This is a genomic window from Myceligenerans pegani, from assembly GCF_014892515.1.
In the GTDB taxonomy this organism is placed as follows: Bacteria; Actinomycetota; Actinomycetes; order Actinomycetales; family Cellulomonadaceae; genus Myceligenerans; species Myceligenerans pegani.
In genome coordinates this window covers 106,916-131,349 of record NZ_JADBGR010000077.1, presented here as the reverse complement: position 1 = coordinate 131,349, position 24,434 = coordinate 106,916, and the positions used below count along the sequence as shown (strand labels likewise).

The 24,434-nt window shown below is 71.4% G+C and carries 23 protein-coding genes; 12 read left to right on the top strand and 11 right to left on the bottom strand.

Translation table 11 applies throughout. From position 1 onward, the window contains the following. The first annotated feature begins 174 nt into the window (after nt 1-174). Nucleotides 175-1,668 (top strand): helix-turn-helix domain-containing protein, encoded by a 1,494-nt coding sequence (locus IIE03_RS10570; protein ID WP_192862707.1) that lies wholly within the window; start codon nt 175-177, stop codon nt 1,666-1,668. Here IIE03_RS10570 and IIE03_RS10565 read toward each other — a convergent pair. Further along, nucleotides 1,635-2,618, bottom strand: coding sequence for a LysR family transcriptional regulator (locus tag IIE03_RS10565; protein ID WP_318842917.1), 984 nt, complete (start codon nt 2,616-2,618; stop codon nt 1,635-1,637). The genes IIE03_RS10570 and IIE03_RS10565 overlap by 34 nt on opposite strands. A gap of 187 nt (nt 2,619-2,805) precedes the next feature. Here IIE03_RS10565 and IIE03_RS10560 point away from each other — a divergent pair, with 187 nt between their 5' ends. The 5 genes from IIE03_RS10560 (at nt 2,806) to IIE03_RS10540 (ending at nt 7,755) form a co-directional block, all read left to right on the top strand. Continuing rightward, entirely contained in the window at nt 2,806-4,179 is a 1,374-nt protein-coding gene (locus tag IIE03_RS10560) for an MFS transporter (protein WP_225997561.1), read from the top strand. After that, complete coding sequence (locus IIE03_RS10555; protein WP_318842916.1) at nt 4,176-4,943, top strand: 3-hydroxybutyrate dehydrogenase; 768 nt, start codon at nt 4,176-4,178, stop codon at nt 4,941-4,943. The genes IIE03_RS10560 and IIE03_RS10555 overlap by 4 nt, the downstream gene beginning before the upstream one ends. A gap of 114 nt (nt 4,944-5,057) precedes the next feature. Continuing rightward, entirely contained in the window at nt 5,058-5,840 is a 783-nt protein-coding gene (locus IIE03_RS10550) for a CoA transferase subunit A (protein ID WP_192862706.1), read from the top strand. A 3-nt stretch (nt 5,841-5,843) separates the two neighbouring features. Continuing rightward, nucleotides 5,844-6,503, top strand: a complete 660-nt coding sequence (locus tag IIE03_RS10545; protein ID WP_192862705.1) for a 3-oxoacid CoA-transferase subunit B — start codon at nt 5,844-5,846, stop codon at nt 6,501-6,503. 64 nt (nt 6,504-6,567) lie between these two features. Then, nucleotides 6,568-7,755 (top strand): acetyl-CoA C-acyltransferase, encoded by a 1,188-nt coding sequence (locus tag IIE03_RS10540; protein WP_192862704.1) that lies wholly within the window; start codon nt 6,568-6,570, stop codon nt 7,753-7,755. A gap of 134 nt (nt 7,756-7,889) precedes the next feature. Here the strand turns inward: IIE03_RS10540 and nhaA are convergent, their stop codons facing one another. Together nhaA and IIE03_RS10530 are read right to left on the bottom strand one after the other, a co-directional pair. After that, complete coding sequence (gene nhaA / locus IIE03_RS10535; protein WP_192862703.1) at nt 7,890-9,191, bottom strand: Na+/H+ antiporter NhaA; 1,302 nt, start codon at nt 9,189-9,191, stop codon at nt 7,890-7,892. A 127-nt stretch (nt 9,192-9,318) separates the two neighbouring features. Continuing rightward, nucleotides 9,319-9,876, bottom strand: coding sequence for a DUF1697 domain-containing protein (locus tag IIE03_RS10530; RefSeq protein WP_192862702.1), 558 nt, complete (start codon nt 9,874-9,876; stop codon nt 9,319-9,321). 380 nt (nt 9,877-10,256) lie between these two features. Here IIE03_RS10530 and IIE03_RS10525 point away from each other — a divergent pair, with 380 nt between their 5' ends. Further along, a complete protein-coding gene (locus IIE03_RS10525) occupies nt 10,257-11,633 on the top strand; it encodes a PhoH family protein (RefSeq protein ID WP_192862701.1) in 1,377 nt (458 codons plus the stop codon). Nucleotides 11,634-11,955: 322 nt separating this feature from the next. Here the strand turns inward: IIE03_RS10525 and IIE03_RS10520 are convergent, their stop codons facing one another. Further along, nucleotides 11,956-13,395, bottom strand: a complete 1,440-nt coding sequence (locus tag IIE03_RS10520) for a class II fumarate hydratase (RefSeq protein ID WP_192862700.1) — start codon at nt 13,393-13,395, stop codon at nt 11,956-11,958. A gap of 180 nt (nt 13,396-13,575) precedes the next feature. Between IIE03_RS10520 and IIE03_RS10515 the strand changes: the two genes are divergently transcribed. After that, nucleotides 13,576-14,316 (top strand): SDR family oxidoreductase, encoded by a 741-nt coding sequence (locus IIE03_RS10515; RefSeq protein WP_192862699.1) that lies wholly within the window; start codon nt 13,576-13,578, stop codon nt 14,314-14,316. Here the strand turns inward: IIE03_RS10515 and IIE03_RS10510 are convergent. From IIE03_RS10510 to IIE03_RS10495, 4 genes are all read right to left on the bottom strand, one after another. Next, nucleotides 14,282-15,262, bottom strand: coding sequence for a sigma-70 family RNA polymerase sigma factor (locus tag IIE03_RS10510; RefSeq protein ID WP_192862698.1), 981 nt, complete (start codon nt 15,260-15,262; stop codon nt 14,282-14,284). The two genes, IIE03_RS10515 and IIE03_RS10510, sit on opposite strands and share 35 nt — an antisense overlap. Nucleotides 15,263-15,351: 89 nt before the next feature. Beyond that, nucleotides 15,352-16,011, bottom strand: a complete 660-nt coding sequence (locus IIE03_RS10505) for a carbonic anhydrase (protein WP_192862697.1) — start codon at nt 16,009-16,011, stop codon at nt 15,352-15,354. 112 nt (nt 16,012-16,123) lie between these two features. Beyond that, nucleotides 16,124-17,077 carry a carbohydrate kinase family protein gene (locus tag IIE03_RS10500; RefSeq protein WP_192862696.1) on the bottom strand — a complete coding sequence of 318 codons (954 nt, stop codon included), beginning with the start codon at nt 17,075-17,077 and terminating at the stop codon, nt 16,124-16,126. After that, nucleotides 17,074-17,373 (bottom strand): exodeoxyribonuclease VII small subunit, encoded by a 300-nt coding sequence (locus tag IIE03_RS10495; RefSeq protein WP_192862695.1) that lies wholly within the window; start codon nt 17,371-17,373, stop codon nt 17,074-17,076. Before IIE03_RS10495 ends, IIE03_RS10500 begins: the two co-directional genes overlap by 4 nt. Before the next feature lie 100 nt (nt 17,374-17,473). On the opposite strand from IIE03_RS10495, the gene IIE03_RS10490 reads away from it, so the two are divergent. From IIE03_RS10490 to IIE03_RS10480, 3 genes are all read left to right on the top strand, one after another. Continuing rightward, entirely contained in the window at nt 17,474-19,105 is a 1,632-nt protein-coding gene (locus IIE03_RS10490; RefSeq protein WP_192862694.1) for an ABC-F family ATP-binding cassette domain-containing protein, read from the top strand. Further along, nucleotides 19,102-19,851: a methyltransferase domain-containing protein gene (locus IIE03_RS10485; RefSeq protein ID WP_192862693.1), complete on the top strand. Its 750-nt coding sequence runs from the start codon at nt 19,102-19,104 to the stop codon at nt 19,849-19,851. Before IIE03_RS10490 ends, IIE03_RS10485 begins: the two co-directional genes overlap by 4 nt. Before the next feature lie 100 nt (nt 19,852-19,951). Next, nucleotides 19,952-20,161: an anti-sigma factor gene (locus tag IIE03_RS10480; RefSeq protein WP_192862692.1), complete on the top strand. Its 210-nt coding sequence runs from the start codon at nt 19,952-19,954 to the stop codon at nt 20,159-20,161. A gap of 148 nt (nt 20,162-20,309) precedes the next feature. Here the strand turns inward: IIE03_RS10480 and IIE03_RS10475 are convergent, their stop codons facing one another. Further along, nucleotides 20,310-21,452, bottom strand: a complete 1,143-nt coding sequence (locus IIE03_RS10475) for an epoxide hydrolase family protein (protein WP_192862691.1) — start codon at nt 21,450-21,452, stop codon at nt 20,310-20,312. A gap of 63 nt (nt 21,453-21,515) precedes the next feature. Here IIE03_RS10475 and IIE03_RS10470 point away from each other — a divergent pair, with 63 nt between their 5' ends. Continuing rightward, complete coding sequence (locus IIE03_RS10470) at nt 21,516-22,490, top strand: helix-turn-helix transcriptional regulator (RefSeq protein ID WP_192862690.1); 975 nt, start codon at nt 21,516-21,518, stop codon at nt 22,488-22,490. Nucleotides 22,491-22,546: 56 nt separating this feature from the next. Here the strand turns inward: IIE03_RS10470 and IIE03_RS10465 are convergent, their stop codons facing one another. Together IIE03_RS10465 and IIE03_RS10460 are read right to left on the bottom strand one after the other, a co-directional pair. Continuing rightward, complete coding sequence (locus tag IIE03_RS10465; RefSeq protein ID WP_318842915.1) at nt 22,547-23,080, bottom strand: DUF4328 domain-containing protein; 534 nt, start codon at nt 23,078-23,080, stop codon at nt 22,547-22,549. Nucleotides 23,081-23,231: 151 nt separating this feature from the next. Further along, nucleotides 23,232-24,374: an epoxide hydrolase family protein gene (locus IIE03_RS10460; RefSeq protein WP_192862688.1), complete on the bottom strand. Its 1,143-nt coding sequence runs from the start codon at nt 24,372-24,374 to the stop codon at nt 23,232-23,234. Nucleotides 24,375-24,434: the final 60 nt, after the last annotated feature.

Here is a 24,434-nt window from a genome sequence, read left to right as displayed (position 1 = left end):
TGCGGCGGGTGACGATGGTCGGAGCGGTCATGGCGGATACCTCCTGGTTTGCGTTCTCCGCTTGGGACTGATTCGACCTTCTGCCATTGAATCGCTCCAGATCTACTGCAACTCAGGAGAAATATCGACGAACTTCTGCTGGACGGAACGATCGCTGTGTGTCACCCTCAGATAATGCCCACGACGACGCCGAAACGCGAAACCGAGCGAAACGCTCTCGCCGGCCCTCCGGACGCCGAGCCCGACGCACTGACGATCGGCCGCCAGGTCCGCTTCCTGCGCACCCGGCGCGGGATGAAGCTGGAAGACCTAGCAGCGGCGATCGGGCGTGCGCCGTCACAGGTCAGCGCACTGGAGAACGGGAAGCGCGAGCCCAAGTTCTCGCAGTTGCAGGCCCTCGCGAAGGCGCTGGGGGCCGGCGTGGACGACCTGCTCGACCCCACACCGCCGTCGGAGCGAGACGCCCTCGAGATCGAGCTGGGGCGCGTGCAGCGCGGGCCGCTGTTCGCCGCCCTCGGCCTCGGGGGCGTGCGGATCGGCAAGTCGCTGCCCGACGACGCCCTGCGCACCATCCTCGCCCTCAACCGCGAACTCGAGCGGCTGCACGCCGAACGCGCGCTCACGCCGGAGGAGGCGCGCCGGGCCAACGCGGAGCTGCGGGCGGAGATGCGGGCGTCCGACAACTACATCCCGGAGCTCGAGGAGGTGGCCCGCGACCTGCTCGACGACGTCGGGCACACCAGCGGGCCGCTGCCCCAGCGGATCGCCGCGGAGATCGCCGAGAACCTCGGCTTCACGCTGCACTACGTGCCGGACCTGCCGCACTCCACGCGGTCGGTGATCGACAACCGCAACCACCGCCTGTACCTCCCGGCGAGCGGCCCGCGCGGCCGCTCGAACACGCGGTCCGCGATGCTGCAGGCCCTCGCCTCGCACATCCTCGGGCACACCGAGCCGCAGAACTACGGCGACTTCCTGCGGCAGCGCGTCGAGGCCAACTACCTGGCCGCGGCGCTGCTCGTGCCCGAGAAAGCGGGCGTGCGGTTCCTGCGCGACGCGAAGGACACCAAGACCATCGCGATCGAGGACCTGAGGGACGCGTTCGCCGTCTCCTTCGAGACCGCGGCCCACCGGTTCACGAACCTCGCGACCAAGCACCTCGGCATCCCGGTGCACTTCATGAAGGTCCACGAGTCGGGGATCCTGCACAAGGCGTACGAGAACGACGGCGTGAACTTCCCGGCCGACCCGCTCGGCGCGGTCGAGGGCCAGCACGTGTGCCGCAAGTGGACCGCTCGCGTGGTCTTCGGCGTGGAGGACAAGTTCAGCCCGTACGCGCAGTACACGGACACGCCCTCGGGTACCTACTGGTGCACCTCCCGCGTGGAGAACACGCAGGACGGCGCGTTCTCGGTGTCGGTCGGCGTGCCGTTCGCCCACGTCAAGTGGTTCGCCGGGCGCGAGACCACGCACCGCGACCAGTCCCGCTGTCCCGACGAGTCCTGCTGCCGGCGGCCGCCGTCGGAGCTGGCCGAGAAGTGGCAGGACCACGCGTGGCCCTCGGCGCGCCCCCACGCCTCGATGCTCGCGGCGATGCCCGCGGGCGCCTTCCCGGGCGTGGAGACCCGGGAGGTCTACTCCTTCCTGGACCGCCACGCCCCGTCCTGACCCTCGGCCCCCGGAGGCCGGCCCAGAAGGGCTTCGCGCTGCCGGCCGGCTTCCGCGCGGAGCCCGGCGAGGACGGCCGCCACCGCCGGGCGGCGCCAGGACTCCGGGTGGACCACCGCGTGGTACGGGAGACGGTCCCGGACCTCGTCGGGCAGCAGGCGGACGAGGTCCGGGTGGCGGTCCGCCATGAAGCAGGGCAGGAATCCCAGGCCGGCGCCCGCGCGCGTGGCCTCCACGTGGACGAAGACGTTCGTCGAGGTCAGCGCGTCCTGGATGCCCGGCAGCAGACGGCGCGGCACGTCGAGGTCGTCGACCTGGAGCATCGAGTCCACGAAGTAGACGAGGTGATGCGCGGACGCCTCGGCGACCGACGACGGCGTGCCGTGCCGCGCCAGGTAGTCGCGCGCCCCGTAGAGGCCGAGCTCGTACTCGGCCACCTGGACCGCGCGCCCACGGTTCACCTGGGGCGTGCCGACCACCACCTCGACGTCCACGCCCGAGCGGTGCTGCGCCGCGCGGCGCGTGACGGTCACGATCTCGACGGACAGACCCGGGTGTTCCTCCCGTAGCCGGGCGACGGCGGGCGAGGCGAGGTACGCGGCGAATCCGTCCGTCGTCGTCATCCGGACGACGCCGGTCACCGGGTCCGCCGCGGCCCCGCCGTCGACCAGAGTCGTCATCGCCTGCGCCACGCCCTCGGCGGCCCGCGCCGCGCGCTCGCCGAGCGCCGTCAGCTCCCATCCGTCCGCGCCGCGCACCAGGACCCGCCCGCCCAGCGCGCGGTTCAGGGCCGCGATGTTCCGCGCCACGGTGGTGTGGGTGAGGCCGAGGGCCTGTGCCGCAGTGGTGTACCGCCCGGAACGGGCGACCTCCAGCAGCACGAGCAGGTGCTCAGGGGAGGGCTGCCGGGCGCTGTCCGGCCCGGCCGGGGAGATGTTCGACGACGGCACGGGGGCAGCCTACCCGTGGTGTGCATTTTCGTTCATCGCGTGTGCCGACATGCGCGTTGCGCGCACATCGACCCCGCTGCCAGACTCCCGACGACGTCACGGCGCGGCACAGCCCGTGCCGCAAGAGCATCACCCCCGGGCCGGCGAGGGAGCCGGCGCGGTGTCGACGAGGACAACCGGAGGAACCATGGCCACGAGCCAGACCCAGGACATGCCCGCGCCCGGGCCCGCACCCGAGAGATCACTGCTCCGCAGGGTCGTCGCCGCCTCCATGGCCGGCACGGTCGTGGAGTGGTACGACTTCTTCCTCTACTCCACGGCCTCGGCGCTCGTGTTCGCCAAGGCCCTGCTGCCCGCGACGGACAACGTGTACGACGGCATCATCGCCGCGTTCGTCACCTACGCCGTCGGCTTCGCCGCCCGCCCGCTCGGCGGGATCGTGTTCGGCCACCTCGGCGACAAGCTCGGCCGCAAGCACACGCTGCAGCTCACGATCATGCTGATCGGTGCCGCGACGGTGCTCATGGGCTGCCTGCCGACGTACGGCCAGATCGGTGTCGCCGCGCCGATCCTGCTGGTGCTCCTGAGGTTCGTGCAAGGGCTGGCGCTCGGCGGCGAGTGGGGTGGCGCCGTGCTGCTGGTCGGCGAGCACGCGCCGGACGATCGCCGCGCCACCTGGACGGCCTGGCCGCAGGCCGCCGTCCCGGTGGGCAACCTGCTCGCCACACTGGTGCTCACCGTCATGTCGGGCGTCCTGACCGAGGAGGCGTTCCTCTCCTGGGGCTGGCGCGTCGCATTCTGGCTGTCCGCCCTGGTGGTGGTCGTGGGCTACTGGATCCGCACCCGCGTCTCCGAGTCGCCGATCTTCGAGGCCGCGCGTGCCGGGCAGGGCCAGGAGAAGCACGCGAGCTACGGCGTCGTCGAGGTGCTGCGCAGGTACCCGCGCGGCGTGCTCACCGGCATGGGCCTGCGGTTCGCCGAGAACATCATGTACTACCTCGTGGTGGCCTTCTCGATCGTCTACCTCAACGAGGGCCTGGGCATGGACACCACGCAGGTGCTGAGCCTCATCGCGATCGCGCACGTCAGCCACTTCGTGGTGATCCTGGCCGTGGGCCGCGCGATGGACGGCCTGGGCCGCAGGCCGGTCTACCTCGCCGGGGCGATCCTCGGCGGCACCTGGGGCTTCTGGGCCTTCCCGCTCCTGGACACCCGGAGCACGGCGCTGATCCTCACGGCGATCATCGTGGGCCTCGTCTTCCACGCCATGATGTACGCCGGGCAGCCCGCGATCATGGCCGAGATGTTCCCGACCCGGACCCGCTACTCCGGCGTGTCCATCTCCTACCAGGTGACGTCGATCTTCGCGGGCTCCCTCGCGCCGATCCTGGCCACCACGTGGCTGAAGAACACGGGCCACTGGTGGCCCACCGCGGTGTACCTGCTGGTGGCGGGCCTGATCACGGCCATAGCGGTGTTGTCCATGCGGGAGACCAAGGGCGCGTCCCTGCACGAGCTCGACGCCGTCGACGCCGCCGCGCGGAAGGAGGTCGCCGCGTGACCGAGCCGAATGGTCCGGCCCCTGCCCTGGCGGGCCGCAGGGCCCTCGTCACGGGCGGCGCGTCGGGCATCGGCTCGGCCGTGGCGCGCGAGCTCGCCGCCCGGGGAGCGCACGTGACCGTCGCCGACGTGTCGGCCGACGGCGCGAAGACCGTCGCCGACGAGGTCGGCGGTGACGCGTGGGTCGTGGACCTCGCGGACACGACGGCGCTCGACGACCTGACGCTCGACGTCGACGTGCTGGTCAACAACGCCGGGATCCAGCACGTGCGGCCGATCGAGGAGTTCGCCCCGGACATGTTCCGCACGATCCACTCGATCATGCTCGTCGCACCGTTCCTGCTGATCCGCGCCGCCCTCCCGCACATGTACGACGCCGGCTGGGGGCGCGTGGTGAACGTGTCCTCGGTCCACGGCCTGGTGGCCTCGCCGTACAAGAGCGCGTACGTCTCGGCCAAGCACGGACTCGAGGGGCTGAGCAAGGTGACGGCGCTGGAGGGCGGCCCGAGGGGCGTGACCAGTGTCTGCGTCAATCCCGGCTACGTGCGCACGCCGCTGGTCGAGCAGCAGCTCGCCGATCAGGCGGCGGCGCACGGCATCGGCGAGGCAGAGGTGCTCGAGCGGGTGCTCCTCAAGGAGCAGGCGGTCAAGCGGCTCGTCGAACCGGCCGAGGTCGCTTCGCTGGTCGGCTGGCTCACGGGACCCGACGGCGCGATGGTCTCCGGCGCGTCCTGGGCCGTCGACGGCGGGTGGAGCGCGAAGTGACGCGGGGTGCGCCCGGCGGCTGCGCCGTCGTCGGGCGGACTCTTCTCACGACGACGATCCTGTGTGCAGGATGACTACCCCGGGGAGACCCGCCGGGAGAACAAGGAGAGGACGATGACCGGACTGGACAAGCAGGTCGCCACAGCGGCCGAGGCCGTGGCCGACATCCCCGACGGAGCCACGCTCGCCGTCGGCGGGTTCGGCCTGTGCGGCAACCCGATGGCGCTGATCACCGCGCTCCTGGTGCAGGGCACCACCGACCTGTCGGTGGTGTCGAACAACTGCGGCGTCGACGACTGGGGTCTCGGGCTCCTGCTCGGGGCGAAGCGCATCCGGAAGATGACCTCCTCGTACGTCGGGGAGAACAAGGAGTTCGAGCGGCAGTTCCTCTCGGGCGAGCTCGAGGTGGAGCTCACCCCGCAGGGCACGCTCGCCGAGAAGCTGCGGGCCGGCGGCTCCGGTATCGCCGCGTTCTTCACGCGCACGGGCGTCGGGACGCAGATCGCCGAGGGCGGCCTCCCGATGAGGTACGACGGCGACGGCGGCGTCGCGCACGCGAGCCCGCCCAAGGAGGTCCGCACCTTCGACGGGCCCGACGGCCCGGCCGAGTACGTGCTGGAGGAGGCCATCACCACCGACTTCGCCCTCGTCCACGCCCTGCATGGCGACCGGCACGGCAACCTCGTGTTCAACAAGTCGGCGCGTAACTTCTCCCCGCAGGCCGCGATGGCCGGCCGGGTGTGCATCGCGCAGGTCGAGGAACTCGTCGAACCCGGCGAGCTCGACCCGGACCAGATCCACCTGCCCGGCGTGTACGTGCACCGCGTGGTCGAGGTGGGCAGCGACATCGAGAAGCGGATCGAGCGCCGCACCGTCACCGCGAGCCAGGAGGGCTGAGACATGGCACTGACACGTCAGGAGATGGCGGCGCGGGCGGCGCTCGAGCTGCAGGACGGCATGTACGTCAACCTCGGCATCGGGCTGCCCACGCTGGTGCCGAACTACGTGCCCGAAGGTCGCGAGCTCGTGCTCCAGTCCGAGAACGGCCTGCTCGGCGTGGGCCCCTACCCGACCGAGGACGCCGTCGACCCCGACCTCATCAACGCCGGCAAGGAGACCGTGACCCTCCTGCCCGGCGCGTCCGTCTTCGACGCGGCCACCAGCTTCGGGATGATCCGCGGCGGCAAGATCGACGCCGCGATCCTCGGCGCGATGCAGGTCTCGGCCACCGGCGACATCGCGAACTGGATGATCCCCGGCAAGATGGTCAAGGGGATGGGCGGCGGCATGGACCTCGTGCACGGCGCCCGGCGCGTCATCGTGCTCATGGAGCACGTCGCCAAGAACGGCTCGGCGAAGGTGGTGAACACGTGCACGCTGCCGCTGACCGGCAAGGGCGTCGTGGACCGGATCATCACGGACCTCGCCGTGCTCGACGTGACCGACGGCGGGCTCGTGCTGCGCGAACTCGCCCCGGGAGTCACCGTTGACGACGTCGTCGTCGCGACGGAACCTGAGATCATCGTCCCCGACGACGTGGTCACCGCCACCCCGGCCTGACCACGCGACGGAACGCGCCGCCGGCTCACGAGGCCGCGCGGCGCCGGACAGGAGGAGAGCAGACATGAGCAGTGACGACGTGGTCATCGTCTCGGCGGCGCGGACGCCGCAGGGACGGCTGAAGGGCGCGCTGGCCTCGCTGAGCGCCGTGGACCTCGGCGCCGTGGCGGCGCGCAGGGCGCTCGCGGGCGCCGGTTCGCTCGCGGGTGACGTGGACCGGGTGATCTTCGGCCAGGTGGTTCAGGCCGGCGCCGGGCAGAACCCCGCCCGGCAGACGGCCGTGGCGGCCGGGGTGGCGTGGGACGTGCAGTCCGTGACGATCAACAAGGTGTGCCTGTCCGGGCTGACGGCGGTCATCGACGGCGCGCGGATGCTGCGTACCGGCGAGGCGAGCGTGGTGCTCGCGGGCGGGCAGGAGTCGATGACGAACGCCCCGCACCTGCTGCCGGGCTCGCGTACCGGGTATGCGTACGGACCGGTGACGATGCAGGACTCGGTGGCGCACGACGCCCTGACGGACTCGTTCGACCGGGTCTCGATGGGAGAGTCCACCGAGGAGCACAACACCGGCGACGTGGCCGTGTCGCGTGAGGAGCAGGACGCCGTCGCGGCGGCCTCGCACCAGCGGGCGGCCGCCGCGTGGAAGGACGGCGTCTTCGAGGCGGAGATCGCGCCGGTGTCCGTGCCGCAGCGGCGGGGCGAGCCCGTCGAGGTGGCGATGGACGAGGGCGTCCGGCCCGACACGACCGCCGAGGGCCTGGCGAACCTGCGTCCGGCCTTCACGAAGGACGGGACGCTGACCGCCGGGAACTCCTCGCAGATCTCCGACGGCGCGGCGGCGCTGGTCCTCACCACGCGTGCGCGGGCGGAGGCGGCCGGGGTCCCGGTGCTGGCGACCGTGCGGTCCTGGGGCCAGGTGGCCGGGCCGGACAACTCGCTGCACTCCCAGCCGGCGCACGCGATCGAGCAGGCGCTCGGACGCGAGGGCTGGTCCGTGGGCGATCTGGACGTCGTGGAGATCAACGAGGCGTTCGCGGTCGTGGCCGTGGTTTCCGCCCGGCGCCTGGGCCTGTCGATGGACCAGGTCAACGTGCACGGCGGCGGGATCTCGGTGGGGCACCCGGTGGGTGCGTCGGGTGCCCGCATCGCGGTCCACGCGGCCCACGAGCTCGCTCGTCGTGGCGGCGGACGTGCCGCGGTCGCGCTCTGTGGTGGCGGCGGGCAGGGGGAGGCCCTGCTGCTGGAGGCGTGATTGCCTGGTGACAACGGCCGGGTGGTACGGCTCGCGGGCGCTGCCCGTCGTCGTACCGCCCGGCCGAGGTGCTGCCGGGCGTTCGTCGTACCACCCGGTGGCGGCTCGGGCAGCGCCGCCGGACGCGGCCACCGTCAGCCGTGCTCGCGCAGGTCCTTCTCGTCGCCGATGAAGTCGCGCACGTCGTCGGCGACACCGTCGAGGTTCATGTCGGCGGTACGGGCGGCGCGGACGTCCCAGCGGAGCGTGAGGGCTCCGAGGAGGGCGGCGACGACCGATCCGATGAGGATCGCGATCTTCGCGCCGTCGGCATGTTCCGCGTCACCGAACGACAGCTCGCTGATCAGCAGCGACACGGTGAACCCGATTCCGGCGAGCAACCCGACGGGCAGCAGGTCCCGCACCCCGATACCGCTCGCGAGCCGCAGCGGCGTCAGGCGGATCACGAGCCAGGTGGTGCCCAGCACGCCGACGATCTTGCCGACGACGAGGCCGACCACGATTGCCGGGACGACGGGCTGGCCCAGCATGGCGGCCGGGCCTTCACCCTCGACGAGCGACACGCCGGCCGAGAAGAAGGCGAAGACCGGCAGCGCGATACCCGAGGACCAGGGCCGCAACCAGGCCTCGTACAGATGCGTGCGGGTGTCGGACTCGCCGTGCATCACAGCGGCGGGGACCATGAAGCCGCACAGCACGCCGGCGACCGTCGCGTGCACGCCCGACTCGTGCATGAAGACCCAGGCCAGGAACGCCAGCGGCAGCAGGACCCACCACTGCGGCCGCCGGCTCCGGACGTGCCAGCCGAACAGGGCCACGCAGACCAGCGCACCCAGCAGCGTCCACCAGTGGATCTCCTCCGTGTAGAAGACCGCGATGACGATGATCGCCAGGAGGTCGTCCACCACGGCGAGCGTGAGCAGGAACGTACGGATCGCGACGGGTAGGCCCTTGCCGAAGACGGCGAGCACCGCCAGGGCGAACGCGATGTCCGTCGCCGTCGGGATGGCCCAGCCGTGGATGAGGTCACCCGCGCCGAACGCGAAGATCATCCCCACGTACAGCAGCGCCGGCAGCACCATGCCGCCCACGGCGGCGATCATCGGGACGCCCGCTTCCTTGGGGCTGCGCAGACTGCCCGCCACGAACTCGTGCTTGAGCTCCACGCCGACGACGAAGAAGAAGATCGCGAGCAGGCCGTCGGCCGCCCAGTCGGCGAGAGTCAGGTCGAGGTGGACCGGCAGGCCCAGCAACTCCGCCGGCCCGAGGGTGGTCGCGGCGAACGCCTGGTAGGACTCCCGCCACGGCGAGTTGGCCCACAGCAGGGCGATGGCCGCCGCGCCGATGAGAAGTGCGCCGCCGGTCGTCTCGCGACTCACCCACCTCCGGAGCTTCTTGAGGGGGCCTGGGGCCTCGAGGTCGGCGGATGTGGTCACGCAAGCTCCTTGGGTCCCGGGGTGCGATCCAGCACCACAACCCTACCTGGAACGGGGCTTTGCCTGACCGCCGGTTCGCTCTGGGGCGAGCGTGGTTCTCGTCACGAAACGTCCCGTGACGAGCTCCTCAGGAGAGATCCCGGATCATCTCGCCGAGCCGGGTGATCGTGTTCCAGTTCCGGGCGGTCATCATGGTGCCCGCGGCCTTGTCGAGCGCCTCCGTGGTGAGCCTCGAGCGCCCGATCCCGTCGACGTAGTGCACGTAGACGACGCCCTCGGCCACCGCCACGTGCTCGCGCCCGGGATGCCGGAGGTCGAGGCGGGCGATCCCCGCCGCGTCGACCTCGCCGAACGGTACATGCACCTGTAGGTGCGAGGGGTCCTCGCGGGCGGCGGCGGGGAACGGGTTGCCGGCCGTGATCGCGCGGAGCCGGCCGACGGTGAGCGCGATGGCGGGTACCTCGGTCCCCACGCGGCCGGCCAGCCGGGCCGTGAGGAGGCGGGCGGCGTCGTCGGGCACGACGGCATCCGACGTTCCGGTCGTGAGGACGACGTTCCCGCTGTTGAGCAGCGTGCGCACGTCGGCGAAGCCGGCGTCGAGCGCGGCACCGCGCAGATCGGCCGCGGGGACGCGGCGGTTCGGCCCGAGGTTCACCCCGCGGAGCAGGACGACGAATGCAGCCATTCGGTTATCCTGTCGGATCGATGCGACAGGCGCCAACGCCGCGCCCGGGGGCGCGAGATTGGCAGGCGAAGGTCTCCGCTTGACTACTACTTGGCATTCAGGCCAAGAAGTTACCAAGATGTGAACAGTGTGTGACATCTCGCGACGCGCCCGGGTCGAGGGCTGGCCAGAACTTCCACGGCGGCGTACGTTCACGAACAAGGACGGCACCCAGTCGTCCTTCGGGAGGCCACCTATGGAGTTACCGCTCCGTGGAGGGGGTCGATCCCGACCCTGTGCCACGGTGTCGTGCGCCAGGGGCGGGCCGACCGCTCATCCACCAGCTTCGTGATCGACGACGTTGCTGCGAAGGCGCTTCGGCGCCGGAGGGAGCAGATGCCATGACCCGTTCCACCGTCACCTCCCAGATCGACACGGCCGGGGACGACTCCTCGGCCGGGGACGATCGCCGCACCTTCGTCGTCGACACCTCGGTGCTTCTCAGCGACCCGCGTGCCATGTTCCGGTTCGCCGAGCACGACGTCGTCCTCCCCGTCGTGGTCATCAGTGAGCTCGAGGCCAAGCGTCACCACGCCGAACTCGGCTACTTCGCCCGCAGCGCCCTGCGGATGCTCGACGGGCTGCGCGTGGAGCACGGCCGGCTCGACGCCCCCGTCCCCGTCGGCGACGTCGGTGGCACCCTTCGCGTCGAGCTGAACCACGTCGACCCGTCCGTCCTGCCGGCCGGCTTCCGGCTGGGCGACAACGACACCCGCATCCTGTCCGTGGCCGCCAACCTGGCCGCCGAGGGCGCCGACGTGACCGTGGTGTCCAAGGACCTGCCGATGCGGGTGAAGGCGTCGGCGGTCGGGCTCGCCGCCGAGGAGTACCGGGCGCAGCTCGCCGTCGAGTCCGGCTGGACCGGGATGCGCGAGCTCGACGTGAGCGACGAGCAGATGTCCGAGCTGTGGGAGTCCGAGAGCCTCGACCTCACGGCGCTCGACCCGGCGACGGTGGAGGCGGCCGGACCGCTGGTGGTGCACACCGGCGCGGTGGTGCACGCGCCCGGTGGCTCGGCGCTCGGGCGGGTCACCGCGGACAAGCGGCTGCGGCTCGTGCGGGGCGATCAGGAGGTGTTCGGCGTGCACGGGCGCTCCGCCGAGCAGCGCATCGCGATCGACCTGCTCCTGGACGAGTCGATCGGGATCGTCTCCCTCGGCGGGCGCGCCGGGACCGGCAAGTCGGCGCTCGCGCTGTGCGCGGGGCTGGAGTCCGTGCTCGAGCGCCGTCAGCACCGCAAGGTCGTGGTGTTCCGGCCGGTCTATGCCGTGGGCGGGCAGGATCTCGGCTACCTTCCCGGCACGGAGGCCGAGAAGATGAACCCGTGGGGGCAGGCCGTCTACGACACGCTGGAGGCGCTCGTCTCCAAGGACGTCGTGGACGAGGTGATCAGCCGCGAGATGCTTGAGGTGCTACCCCTCACGCACGTGCGCGGGCGGTCCCTGCACGACGCGTTCGTCATCGTCGACGAGGCACAGTCCCTCGAGCGGAACGTCCTGCTCACGGTGCTGTCCAGGATCGGCCAGAACGCGCGCGTGGTGCTCACCCACGACGTCGCGCAGCGGGACAACTTGCGGGTCGGCCGGCACGACGGCGTCGCGGCGGTGATCGAGACGCTCAAGGGGCACCCGCTGTTCGCGCACGTGACGCTGACGCGGTCCGAGCGGTCGCCGGTGGCGGCGCTGGTGACGGACATGTTGGAGAAGCTCGAGGTGTGAGCGGGTGCGGTGGTGAGTGGTGAGCGGGTGGGCCCGCGCCGCGCGGTGAGCGCGGAGGCGGGCCCACCGGTGAGCACGGTGGTGAGCACGGCGCCGAGCGCGGCGAAGAGGCGCACTCCCGGACGGAAGCCCCCCAGCCCCGCGAGTCCGGTAGTGCGCCTCTTCTGTGTGCGTCCTACGTGAGCGAGCGTAGCACCTTAGGTAAGGCTAACCAAACCTGAAGGTGGGATCGCTGACGTGCCGTCGTCGCTGCCGTGCCGTCGGACCTGTGTTGTCGGGCCCGTGTCGTCAGGACGGCGTCGGCCTCGCGGGGCCGGCGTCGTCAGGCCTGCGGCGGGCGGGTCATCTTCAGCACGTCGAGTGCCTCGTCGAGCTGTGCCTCGGTGATCTCCCCCCGCTCGACGAAACCGAGGTCGATCACGGCCTCGCGGACGGTGAGCTTGTTCGCGACCGAGTACTTGGCGATCTTCGCGGCGGCCTCGTAGCCGATCACGCGATTCAGCGGCGTGACGATGGACGGCGACGACCCGGCGAGCGCGGCGGCGCGCTCCACGTTCGCGGTGATGCCGGAGACCGTCTTGTCGGCGAGTACGCGGGACGCGTTCGACAGCAGGCGGATCGACTCCAGCACGCCCTGGGCGATGACCGGGATCTGCACGTTGAGTTCGAAGGAACCCGATGCGCCGGCCCATGCCACGGTCGCGTCGTTGCCGATCACGCGGGCGCCCACCATGAGCACGGCCTCCGGGATCACCGGGTTCACCTTGCCCGGCATGATGGACGACCCCGGCTGCAGGTCCGGCAGCGCGATCTCGCCGAGACCGGTGTTCGGGCCCGAGCCCATCCAGCGCAGGTCGTTGCAGATCTTCGTGAGCGACACGGCGATCGTGCGCAGCGCCCCGCTCAGCTCCACGAGACCGTCGCGTGCGGACTGCGCCTCGAAGTGGTCGCGCGCCTCGGTGATCGGCAGGCCGGTGTCCTGCGCGAGCAGCTCGATGACTCGCTGCGGGAAGCCGGCCGGTGTGTTGATGCCGGTGCCGACGGCGGTGCCGCCCTGCGGGACCTCGGCGGCGCGAGGCAGCGCGGCCTCGACGCGCTCGATGCCGTATCGGATCGCGGCCGCGTAGCCGCCGAACTCCTGGCCGAGCGTCACGGGCGTGGCGTCCATGAGGTGCGTGCGGCCGGACTTGACGACCTCCGCGAACTCCTCGGACTTCGCGGCCAGCGCGTCCGAGAGGTGCCTCAGGGCAGGGACCAGGTCGTTCACGATGCCCGACGTCGCCGCCACGTGCACCGAGGTGGGGAACACGTCGTTCGACGACTGGGACGCGTTGACGTGGTCGTTCGGGTGTACGTCCTTGCCCAGCGCCTGCGTGGCGAGCGTGGCCAGCACCTCGTTCGTGTTCATGTTCGACGACGTGCCCGACCCGGTCTGGTAGACGTCCACCGGGAAGTGGGCGTCGAACTCGCCGGAGGCCACCCGGTCCGCGGCGGCGACGATCGCGTCGGCGATGTCCTGGTCGAGCACGCCCAGCTCGGCGTTGGCCTGTGCGGCGGCCTTCTTCACGCGGGCGAGCGCCTCGATGTGGGCGCGCTCGAGCGGCGTGCCGGAGATCGGGAAGTTCTCCACGGCGCGCTGCGTCTGGGCGCGGTACAGGGCGTCCTTCGGGACGCGGACCTCCCCCATCGTGTCGTGCTCGATGCGGTACTCGGTCTCCTCGGCGGCGCCGGACGGCGCGGGGACGGCGGTGTCGGAACTCATGGCTCTATCGTGCCGCAGCCTCGCCCCCGCGACGTACCCGCGCGCGTGACTCGTGTCACCTGCTCGAGCCCGTGTCACAGATCCGCGGTGGTCCCGGTCAGGACTCGCGACGGGCCGCTCGGCTCGTGCCGAGAACGGGCCTGCCGGAGTGCACGCCCGAGAGCGAAGAGGGAGCACACCATGAAGATCGTGGTCATCGGAGGCACCGGCCTGGTCGGCAGTCAGGTGGTCGACCGCCTGAAGGGCCGGCACGAGGTCGTCGCCGCCTCACCGCAGACGGGCGTGGACACCGTGACCGGGGCGGGCCTGGCGGGGGCTCTCGAGGGCGCACAGGTGGTGGTTGACCTGAGCAACTCGCCGTCGTTCGCCGAGGAGGACGCCACGCGCTTCTTCCGGGAGTCGACCAGCAACCTGCTGAACGCCGAGGCGCAGGCCGGGGTCCGGCATCACGTGATCCTCTCGATCGTCGGCGCCGAGGGTATCGATTCCGGCTACATGCGGGCCAAGGTCGTGCAGGAGGACCTGGTCAAGGCCTCGGAAGCGGGCTGGTCGATCGTGCGGTCCACCCAGTTCCTCGAGTTCCTCGGCTCGATCGCCGATGCGGCGACCGTCGACGGCGTGGTCCACATGGCGCCGGTCCGCTTCCAGCCGATCGCGTCCGCGGACGTCGCCAGGATCGTGGCCGAGGTCGCGGCCGGTGCGCCGCTGGCAGGGACGGTCGAGATCGCCGGGCCGAAGGTGTTCGCCTTCGACGAGATCGTGCGTACGCACCTCGCGTCGCACGGCGACCGGCGCCGGGTGCTCACCGACCCCGGCGCGACGTACTTCGGCGCGCCGCTCACGGACGGCGAGCTCGTACCCGCCGGGCCCGCGCGGCTCGGCGAGATCAGCTACGAGGCGTGGCGGGCGGCCCAGGCGTAGCGTCCTCGCCCGCGCCGGCCACCGTCGGGTGGCCGGCGCGGGAGCGCCGGAGCGGTTCGAGCTTGGCGGGGTTCAGCTGCCACAGGAGTTCGTGGACGCCCTCGTCGGAGGCCTTGACGACCAGGACGCCGACCAGCTCACCGTCACGTTCCATGCCGAGCGCGGCGTCCCCGTTGACCTCCAGCGGGAACACGGTGATGCCCTCCCAGAAGGTCTCGGCGTACGCGGACAGGAGGCGGGCCACCTTGGACCGGCCAGTGACCGCGACCCGGGCGACCTGCTTCACCTTTCCGTCGCTGTCGGCGCGGGTGACGACGTCCGCGGCGAGGAGGCCTTCGAGCCGCTCGACATCGCCCGCCCGGGCGGCGGCGAGGAAGGCGGCGAGCAGGTCGCGGCGTGCCGTCGCGCTCACCGCGCTCACCGCGATTCGCCGTTCCGTGGCGAGATGCCTGCGAGCCCGGCTCACCAGCTGCCGGGTGGCCGCCGGGGAGGTGTCCAGGATCCGCGCGATCTCGGGATACTCGTAGTCGAACGCCTCGCGCAGCACGTACGCGGCGCGCTCGGTGGGCGTCAGGCGCTCGAGCAGGACGAGCACGGCGACATCCAGAGCCTCGGCCCGCTCGGCACCCAGCGTGGGATCGGCGCTGGTGTCCACGGGCTCGGGGAGCCAGGGACCGGTGTACGTCTCGCGCCGGGATCGTGCGCTCTGCAGCACGTTGATCGCCAGGCGGGTCGTGATCGTCGTGAGCAATGCCTGCGGGCTGAGCACCACCGACCGGTCCGTCGTCTGCCACCTCACCCAGGCGTCCTGTACGACGTCCTCGGCATCGGCGGCGGAGCCCAGGATCCGGTACGCGATGCCGAACAACCGCTGACGTGCGGCGACGAAGATCGCCGCCGCGTCGTCGAGCCCGTCGTCGGAGGGCGCGTCCCCGCGACCTGTCATCGCGATCCCCGGACGGTGGCGGAACTCATGGCCTCATCGTGCCGCATCGTCGCGTGAGGTTCGCGATGACAGCGCTCGAGCGACACCGGTCACGTGGCCGGCTCCTCCCCGACGTCGCCGAGCGCGTGGATCAGGCGGGCCGCGCCCTCCGACAGGTCGTACTCCACGCCGACGACGGCGCACCGGCCCTCCGCGACGGCCGACGCCAGCCCTGCCGAGTACCCGTGCAGCATCCCCACCGTGTGCTTCACGTGCTCGCGGCGCAGCACGTCCTGGTCGGACAGAGCGCCCACGTCGGTTCCCGGGCTGCCCGACGTGATGTTCACGATCGACGGGATCACCCGGTCCACGACCGCGCGGACGAACCCGCCCTGCTGCTCGCCCGTGGCCAGGGTGTGCGCGGCCGCGGCCACCGCGCCGCACGAGTCGTGCCCGAGCACGACCACGAGCGACGCTCCCAGGACGTCGACCCCGTACTCGATCGAGCCGATCACCGTCGTGTCGAGCACGTGCCCCGCGGTCCGGACCACGAACACGTCGCCAAGGCCCTGGTCGAAGATGATCTCCGCGGCGACCCGCGAGTCCGAGCAGCCGAAGATCACCGTGTGCGGATGCTGGGCCGCCTTCAGCTCCGCCCGCCGGGCGGCGTTCTGCGAGGGGTGGGCCGGCGCGTCGCTCACGAACCTGTCGTTGCCCGTGCGCAGGCGCTTCCATGCCTCCTGCGGTGTCAGCCGTTCGATGTCCGTCATGCGTGGAATTCCTCCGTCGTGCCTGCCGCGTCCGTGCCCGCTGATTCCGTGCCCACTGCGTCCGTGCCCGTCGATTCCGTGCCTGCCGCGTCCGTGGCGACTGCGCCGCCGATCATGCCTCCAGCTCCGCTCGCCGCGGCGGGTTGGCGCCTGCACGCGACACGGTGATCGCGGCGACGGCCACGCACTGCTCCAGGATCGCGGACAGCGTGTCCGGTCCGATGGCGCGCAACGCGTCCCGGCGGGCGGCGCCCAGCAGGTCGTGACCCCACAGGCCGTCGATCAGGGCACCCATGAACGAGTCCCCGGCCCCGACCGTGTCCACCACCCGCGCGGCAGGCGCCTTCACCTCGACCTCGCCGCCCGCCGTGAGCGCGACCGCCCCGTCACCGCCCCTCGTCACCACCACGAGAGCGGGCCCCTCCTGCCCCGGCGCCCGGGCGGCGCCACCGGCCGCGCCGGCCCGCCAGGCGCGGGCCGCCTCGACCGGGTCCTGCCCCGGGTACAGCCACCCGAGATCCTCGTCGCTGACCTTGACCACGTCGGACAGCGCGACGAGCGTCTCGATCCGCTCCCGCGCGGCATCCGCCGACCCCATGATCACCGGGCGCGCGTTCGGGTCGTACGTGATGGTCGCCGTCGCCCGCGCGGCCTCCACCAGCGCACGCACCTGGCTGCCGCCCGGCTCCAGCACCGCCGCGATCGAGCCCGTGTGCACCGCGAGCGTCTCCGGGCCGGCGGCCGTCTCTTCCGGGACCCGCCACGTGAGGTCGAACTCGTAGGTGGCCGAGCCGCCGTCGTCGAGCGTCGCCACCGCCACGCTCGTACGCTCCGCCGCGTCGCTGCCGTCGGCGAGAGCGACGTCCGACTCCGCGAGCCACGCGCGCACCGCGTCCCCGCGCTCGTCGCGGCCCAGCCACGTCGCGAGCCGGACGTCCCGGCCCAGACGCCCCAGCGTCAGCGCGACGTTGGCGATGCTGCCGCCGGGATGCTCGGCCGCGGAACCGTCCGGGCGATGAACCTCGTCCACCAGGGCCTCGCCCACGGCGAGCACATGGCTGCTCATTCGGTGACCTCGCTGTCGTTCGTCGGAGCCGTCGACGTGGTCGTCGACGCGGCTGATGTACCCGTGCCGTCACTCGACGCCGCCTGCGCGGCCGCGAGACGCTCGCGGGCCCCGTCGAGCCACTCCTGGCACCGTGTGGCCAGGGCCTCGCCGCGCTCCCACAGCGCGAGCGAGTCCTCCAGCGGCTCCCCGCCGGCCTCCAGGCGCTGGACCACGCGGACGAGCTCGTCCCGCGCCTGCTCGTAGGACAGGCCGGCGACATCGGGTGCGTCGGTGTTCTTGGCGTCGGTGTTCACGGGGAACAGTCAACAACACGTCACCGACATCCGGTGCGCGTTGTCCACAGGCACGAGAAATGCGCTTGGTCACCCGGACCCGAACGACGACCATGTGCTCATGGGTCACCTGGAAGCCGCGCACCTCGAGTACTACCTTCCCGACGGCAGGGCTCTGCTCGGCGACGTGTCGTTCCGGGTGGGAGAGGGCAGCGCCACCGCCCTGGTGGGGCCCAACGGCGCGGGCAAGACCACCCTCCTGAGGCTCCTCACCGGCGAACTCGTCCCCGACGGCGGCAGCGTCGCCGTCACCGGAGGTCTCGGCGTCATGCGGCAGTTCATCGGATCCGTCCGGGACGAGAGCACGGTGCGCGACCTGCTCGCCTCGGTCTCCACGCCGCGCATCCGGGACGCCGCCCGCGCCGTCGACGAGGCCGAGCACGCCATGATGACGGCGGAGGACGACGCCGACCAGACGCGCGTGCAGATGGCCTATGCGCAGGCGCTCGCGGACTGGGGGGAGGCCGGCGGCTACGAGGCGGAGACGCTGTGGGACGTGTGCACGACGGCGGCGCTCGGGGTGCCCTACGAGCGTGCGCAGTTCCGCGAGGTACGCACCCTGTCCGGCGGTGAGCAGAAGCGGCTCGTGCTGGAGGCGCTGCTGCGGGGCATCGACGAGGTGCTGCTGCTCGACGAGCCGGACAACTACCTCGACGTGCCGGGCAAGCGCTGGCTGGAGGAGCGGCTGCGGGAGACCCGCAAGACCGTGCTGTTCGTGTCCCACGATCGCGAACTGCTCGCACGGGCCGCGGACCGGATCGTGTCCCTGGAGCCGGGTCCGGCTGGGGCCGACGCCTGGGTGCACGGCGCCTCCTTCGAGACGTTCCACGAGGCACGGCGCGAGCGGTTCGCGCGTTTCGAGGAACTGCGGCGGCGCTGGGACGAGAAGCACGCGCAGCTCCGGAAGCTGGTGCTGACCCTGCGACAGCAGGCGGCGAACAGTCCCGACATGGCGTCGCGGTACCGGGCCGCCCAGACGCGCCTGCGGAAGTTCGAGGAGGCCGGACCGCCGCCGGAGCCACCCCGCGAGCAGGACATCACCATGCGCCTGCACGGCGGGCGCACCGGCCTGCGGGCGGTGACCTGTACCGGGCTCGAGTTGACGGGCCTGATGAAGCCGTTCGACCTCGAGGTCTTCTTCGGGGAGCGGGTGGCCGTGCTCGGCTCGAACGGCTCCGGCAAGTCGCACTTCCTGCGGTTGCTGGCGGGGGACGAGGTGGTACACCAGGGCAACTGGAAGCTCGGCGCGCGTGTCGTGCCGGGGCATTTCGCGCAGACCCACGCGCATCCGGAGCTGGCCGGCCGGACACTGCTCGACATCCTGTGGACCGATCATGCCCAGGACCGGGGCAAGGCCATGTCCCGGCTGCGCCGGTACGAACTGACCGGCGCGGCGGAGCGGCCCTTCGACCGCCTGTCGGGCGGGCAGCAGGCCAGGTTCCAGATCCTGCTCCTCGAACTCGCCGGGTGCACCGCGCTGCTGCTCGACGAGCCGACCGACAACCTCGACCTCGAATCGGCCGAGGCGTTGCAGGAGGGCCTGGAGGCGTTCGAGGGCACGGTTCTCGCGGTCACGCACGACCGCTGGTTCGCCCGGTCCTTCGACCGGTACCTGGTGTTCGGGTCCGACGGCGTCGTACGGGAGACCTCTGAGCCGGTGTGGGACGAGCGGCGAGTGGAGCGGGAGCGATGAGCGGCGCGACGCCGCCCGGGCGTGAACCGGCCAACGAGTTCGACCACCCCGTGGTGGCCGGCCTCTACGACGTGCTCGACCCCGACCGCAGCGACCTGGACATGTATGTCGCCCTCGCCGACGAGGTGGGTGCCCGGAGCGTGATCGACGTCGGCTCCGGGACCGGCGTCTTCGCGCTCCGCCTGGCGGAACGCGGGATGGACGTGGTCGGCGTGGAGCCGGCGGGGGAGATGCTGGCCGTCGGGCGGAGCAAGCCCGGCGCCGACGCCGTCCGGTGGGTGCACGGCGACGCGACGGCGGTGCCGGAGGGTGACGCGGACCTCGCGACGATGACCGCGAACGTCGCCCAGGTCTTCACCACGGACGAGGCGTGGGCGGCGGCGCTCGCGGCCGTTCGCGCCGCCCTGCGTCCCGGGGGGACCCTCGCGTTCGAGACGCGTGTTCCCGAGGTCCGCGCGTGGGAGTCCTGGACGCCGGAGCGGACCTTCGCGCGGACCGATGTGCCGGGTCTCGGGCCCGTGGAGGAATGGATCCGCCTCGACGAGGTGGCCCTTCCGCTGGTCACGTTCACGTCGACCACCCGGATGCCCGACGGGGTCGAGGTCGTCGCGGTCTCCACGCTGCGGTTCCGTGATCGCGAGGAGCTCGAGACGTCGCTGCGCGCCGCCGGGTTCGACGGGGTCGAGGTGCGCGACCTGGCCTACGCGCCCGGGAAGGGCTGGCTCTTCGTCGCCCGTGCGACGTGAGGGAAGGCCGTTCCGGTTGCGCCGATGCTGGCCACGAGGCATTCTGAGGAATTTGCCGGAAGTGCTGTGACATCTGGCGTCTCCGCGCGTCTTGAGGGACATGCGGGACACACTTCAGGCCATCGGATGCCCCGAGACGCGCGCCGCGATGCGGGAGTACCTCAGACACCAGATCTTGCCCTGCCGGCGTCGCCGGATCGAGGACCACCTCGTGGGCTGCCCCGGCTGCATCCGGGAATTCGTCGAACTCCGGGAGTCGTACTGGATGGCCGGCGCCGGCAGCCACGCCGGCCTCGTCGCGGCCGCATAGCGACGCGGGCGTTCGGGTTCGCGGACCGGCGCGGAGCCGGCGTGGCTGTCTCGTAGCCGCTTTCTGGGTGGCCGCGCCGCCGCCCGGGCAGGCGTGCTCCGCCTGCCCGGGCGCCGAAGCGCGCGTCGACGGCCCGGCCGAGAAGTGGTCAGGTCAGGCTGCCGAAGAAAGCGCGGATGTCGTCTGCGAGGAGCCCGGGCTCCTCCATCGCGGGGAAGTGGCCGCCCTCGGTGAACTCGCTGAAGTGGCCGATCGCGTTCCACGGATCCATCGCGCGGCGCATCAGCGGGTGGGTGTCGAACACCGCCCAGCCCGACGGCACACCGGAAGCCATGGCCCACTCGAGTCCCGAGTGCTCGGCCTCGTAGTAGAACTGTGCGCTCGACGCGCCGCTTCGGGTGAACCAGTACAGGCTGATGTTGGCGAGGAGCTGGTCGCGGTCGACCGCCTCGTCGGACGTCCTCGAGGCGGGGTTGGTCCACGTCTGGAACTTCTCCGCGATCCACGCGAGCTGACCGGCCGGTGAGTCGGTGAGCGCCGGCCCGATCGTGTCGGGGCGGTGGTTCTGCATCTCGAAGTACCCGCGCTCGGCGAGGTCCTTGGTGCGCACCTCCTCGATCTGCGCGATCTCGTCGTCGGACAGGCCGTCCGGGTAGGGGAACTTGTCGCCGACCATCCCGAGCGACCGGCCGTCGCTGCCGACGTGCGTGCCGATGACCCGCTCCGGGTAGACCGCCGCGAGCCGGCCGGTGATGCCGGCGCCGATGTCGGTGCCATGGGCGGCGAACCGTTCGTACCCGAGCCGCGTCATGATCTCGGCGTAGGCGTCCGCGGTCCGTGCCAGTTCCCAGCCGGTTCCGGACAGCGGCGTGGAGAAGCCGAAGCCGGGCAGCGACGGGATCACGATGTGGAACTCGTCGGTCAGCAGCGGGATCAGCTGCTGGTACTCGACGAACGAGCCGGGCCAGCCGTGGTTCAGGATGAGCGGGGTGGCGTCCGGGTTCGCCGAGCGCACGTGGACGACGTGGAAGGCCTGTCCGTCGACCACGGTCGTGAACTGTTCGTACTCGTTGAGCGCCGCCTCCTGGGCACGCCAGTCGAACCCGTCACGCCAGTAGTCCGCGAGTTCCTTCAGATACACCAGCGGGATGCCGCGGCTGAAGTCGGTACGGTCCTCGCGGCCCGGGACAGGGAACGGCCAGCGCGTCTCCGCGAGCCGGCGGTGCAGGTCGTCGATGTCGGCCTGCGGGATGTCGATGCGGAAGGGGATGAGTGCCGTGTTCTCGTTCATGACATCAACGCTTCCACCGATTGCGGCAGGTTTCCTTCCGCGATAGCTGAAATGATCGTGCGCATGTTGGAGACCTCCGCCCGCCTGCTCGAACTGCTCTCGCTGCTCCAGCTCAGGCGCGACTGGACGAGTGCCGAACTGGCCGACCGGCTCGGCGTGAGCACCAGGACGGTGCGCGCCGACGTCACGAAGCTGCGCTCGCTCGGCTACCCCGTGGACGCGCGTCCCGGGGTGGCAGGCGGGTACCGGCTGGCGGCGGGGACGGCGATGCCGCCGCTGCTGCTCGACGACGACGAGGCGGTCGCTGTCGCGGTCGGCCTGGGGACCGTGGCCACGGGCCGGCTCGGTGTCGAGGAGACGTCGCTCACGGCACTGGCGAAGCTGGAGCAGGTGCTGCCGTCGCGCCTGCGTCGCCGTGTCGAGGCGGTGCGGGAGGCGACGAGCGTCGTTCCGGGGGCCGATGTGCCGCTCGACGTCTCGGTGCTCGGCGTGGTCGCGGCGGCGATCCGCGGCCACGAGCGCCTCCGGTTCGGGTACACGAAGCCCGGGGGCAGCGAAACGGCGCGCCACACCGAACCGCAGCGACTGGTGAGCTGGGGGTCGCGGTGGTACCTGCTCGCGTGGGATCTGGACCGGGACGACTGGCGGGTCTTCCGGGTCGACCGCATGGTTCCGCGTCCCCCGACCGGCGTGCGGTTCCGGCCGCGCGTGATCCCGGAGGACAAGGTCGTCGAGTACGTCGTCGGCCGGGTCAACAAGGCGGCCTGGAAGTACCGCGCCCGGGTGCTCGTGCACGCTCCCGCCGCCGAGGTCGCCGCGACGGTGCTCACTCCGCTCGACATCGAGGTGGTGGACGAGTCCTCGTGCCGCGTCGAACTGGGCTCGGACGATCCGGACCGGCTCGCGCTGTGGATGACACAGCTGGGAGCCGACATCGAGATCATCGAGGGCGACGAACTAGCGGCGGCCTTCGACCGCCTCGCCGACAGGTTCCGCCGCGCGGCGGGCAGCGCATTCACACCCGGCTACCGTGACTGAGCGGCATGAAGCACTGCGCCGACCAGCCGCTCTGCGCCGCGTGACGCGGGGCCGGGTCACGCCGTAGCCGCCCAGGCGCGCTGCTCGGTGGAGATGCCCCGGATGATCCCGATCCACAGAGCGCAGCCGGGGACCGCGAGAGCGGCGGTGAGCGTCCCTGATGTGATCGCGATCTGCGGGTCGGTGCTGTCGTAGAACGTGACGCCCATGCACAACCAGCAGGCCCACCAGACGCCGAGACCCGCCGGCCGGAACGCGCCGGACGCGACACGGACGTCGCGCACCACCTGGTACGGGAACCAGAGCGCGACCACCGGGACGACCCAGCCGAGCCAGGCCCAGATCCGCCCGCGGTCGTGCACATCCTCGGCGGTCATGGCCTCGGCGACCACCCTGCTGCGATGCAGCCAGAGACAGGAGACGACGTAGGTCGTCACGATGATCAACACCTCGAGCGGCGACGTCGCGAAGAAGCCGAGCCGGAAGCCCACCTGGCTCTGCACCCCGAAATTGACCGCGCTCTGCGTCGTGCCGAACAGCAGCCCGAGCGGTCGCACCGCCAGCATGAGGGTGTACGCGACTGCGACCACGATCGCAGCGTTCGTCAGCCGTGCCGGAACTGTGGGCAGCGGCGTTGCGGGCAGCGCGGTCATCGAATCTCCAGGGTCGGCGAAATTCGTCGCCGACCAGGCTTCCCGGCACACCGTCGGACAACGTAGCAGGGTACGAGGTGCCCAGCGGTCAGGAGATGCCGCGGAAGAAGGTGCGGATGTCGTCGGCGAGCAGCCGGGGTGCCTCCATCGCGGGGAAGTGGCCGCCCTCGGTGAACTCGCTCCAGTGGCCGATAGCGTTCGACGGGTCCAGCACGCGGCGCAGGAGCGGGTGGGTGTCGAACACCGCCCAGCCGGACGGCACGCTCGACGGCGCGATCCAGCTGAGTTCCGAGTGCTCGGCCTCGTAGTAGAACTGTGCGCTCGACGCGCCGCTGCGGGTGAACCAGTACAGGCTGATGTTGGTGAGGAGCTGGTCGCGGTCGACCGTCTCGTCGGGCATGCGGTACGCGCCGCCGGCCCAGGTCTTGAACTTCTCGGCGATCCACGCGAGCTGACCGACGGGCGAGTCCACGAGTGCCGCGCCGATCGTGTCGGGGCGGTGGTTCTGCATCACGTAGTACCCGCGATCGGCGGCGCCTCTGGCGCGCACCTCCTCGATCCGGGCGATCTCGTCGTCCGACAGGCCGTCGGGGTAGGGGAACTTCTCGCCGACCAGCCCGAGCGTCTGCCCGTCACTGCCGATGTGCGTACCGATGACTCGCTCCGGGTACATCGTTGCGAGGTTGGCGGTGGTTCCCGCCCCGATGTCGGTGCCGTGCGCGGCGAACCGCTCGTACCCGAGCCGCGTCATGATCTCGGCGTAGGCCCTCGTCGTCCGTGCCAGTTCCCAGCCCGTTCCCGACAGCGGGGTCGAGAAGCCGAAGCCGGGCAGCGACGGGATCACGATGTGGAACTCGTCGGTCAGCAGCGGGACGAGGCGCTGGTACTCGACGAAGGAGCCCGGCCAGCCGTGGTTCAGGATGAGGGGAGTGGCCCCTGGGTTCGCCGAGCGCACGTGGACGACGTGGAAGGTCTGTCCGTCGACCACGGTCGTGAGCTGCTCGTACTTGTTGAGCGCCGCCTCCGTCGCGCGCCAGTCGAACTCGTTGTGCCAGTGGTCGGCGAGATCCTCGAGGTAGGCCCGGGGCGTGCCGCGGCTGAAGTCGGTACAGTCCTCCCGCCCGGGGACGGAAAGCGGCCAGCGCGTCTCCGCGAGCCGGCGGTGCAGGTCGTCGATGTCGGCCTGGGGGATGTCGATGCGGAACGGGGTGAGTGCGGTGTTCTCGGTCATGACACCGACGCTCCCAGGTATCGCGGCACGATCGCTTCCGCTATTTCCGTGCTCGTACAT

What these genes read in the sequence shown, in the direction of transcription:
- IIE03_RS10460 (WP_192862688.1), bottom strand. Translation starts at nt 24,374, where the DNA reads ATGACCGAGAACACCGCACTCACCCCGTTCCGCATCGACATCCCCCAG.
- IIE03_RS10545 (WP_192862705.1), top strand. Translation starts at nt 5,844, where the DNA reads ATGGCACTGACACGTCAGGAGATGGCGGCGCGGGCGGCGCTCGAGCTG.
- IIE03_RS10560 (WP_225997561.1), top strand. Translation starts at nt 2,806, where the DNA reads ATGGCCACGAGCCAGACCCAGGACATGCCCGCGCCCGGGCCCGCACCC.
- IIE03_RS10515 (WP_192862699.1), top strand. Translation starts at nt 13,576, where the DNA reads ATGAAGATCGTGGTCATCGGAGGCACCGGCCTGGTCGGCAGTCAGGTG.
- IIE03_RS10540 (WP_192862704.1), top strand. Translation starts at nt 6,568, where the DNA reads ATGAGCAGTGACGACGTGGTCATCGTCTCGGCGGCGCGGACGCCGCAG.
- IIE03_RS10500 (WP_192862696.1), bottom strand. Translation starts at nt 17,077, where the DNA reads ATGAGCAGCCATGTGCTCGCCGTGGGCGAGGCCCTGGTGGACGAGGTT.
- IIE03_RS10550 (WP_192862706.1), top strand. Translation starts at nt 5,058, where the DNA reads ATGACCGGACTGGACAAGCAGGTCGCCACAGCGGCCGAGGCCGTGGCC.
- IIE03_RS10470 (WP_192862690.1), top strand. Translation starts at nt 21,516, where the DNA reads ATGTTGGAGACCTCCGCCCGCCTGCTCGAACTGCTCTCGCTGCTCCAG.
- IIE03_RS10510 (WP_192862698.1), bottom strand. Translation starts at nt 15,262, where the DNA reads ATGACAGGTCGCGGGGACGCGCCCTCCGACGACGGGCTCGACGACGCG.
- IIE03_RS10570 (WP_192862707.1), top strand. Translation starts at nt 175, where the DNA reads ATGCCCACGACGACGCCGAAACGCGAAACCGAGCGAAACGCTCTCGCC.
- IIE03_RS10480 (WP_192862692.1), top strand. Translation starts at nt 19,952, where the DNA reads ATGCGGGACACACTTCAGGCCATCGGATGCCCCGAGACGCGCGCCGCG.
- IIE03_RS10475 (WP_192862691.1), bottom strand. Translation starts at nt 21,452, where the DNA reads ATGAACGAGAACACGGCACTCATCCCCTTCCGCATCGACATCCCGCAG.
- IIE03_RS10490 (WP_192862694.1), top strand. Translation starts at nt 17,474, where the DNA reads ATGGGTCACCTGGAAGCCGCGCACCTCGAGTACTACCTTCCCGACGGC.
- IIE03_RS10520 (WP_192862700.1), bottom strand. Translation starts at nt 13,395, where the DNA reads ATGAGTTCCGACACCGCCGTCCCCGCGCCGTCCGGCGCCGCCGAGGAG.
- IIE03_RS10485 (WP_192862693.1), top strand. Translation starts at nt 19,102, where the DNA reads ATGAGCGGCGCGACGCCGCCCGGGCGTGAACCGGCCAACGAGTTCGAC.
- IIE03_RS10525 (WP_192862701.1), top strand. Translation starts at nt 10,257, where the DNA reads ATGACCCGTTCCACCGTCACCTCCCAGATCGACACGGCCGGGGACGAC.
- IIE03_RS10505 (WP_192862697.1), bottom strand. Translation starts at nt 16,011, where the DNA reads ATGACGGACATCGAACGGCTGACACCGCAGGAGGCATGGAAGCGCCTG.
- IIE03_RS10530 (WP_192862702.1), bottom strand. Translation starts at nt 9,876, where the DNA reads ATGGCTGCATTCGTCGTCCTGCTCCGCGGGGTGAACCTCGGGCCGAAC.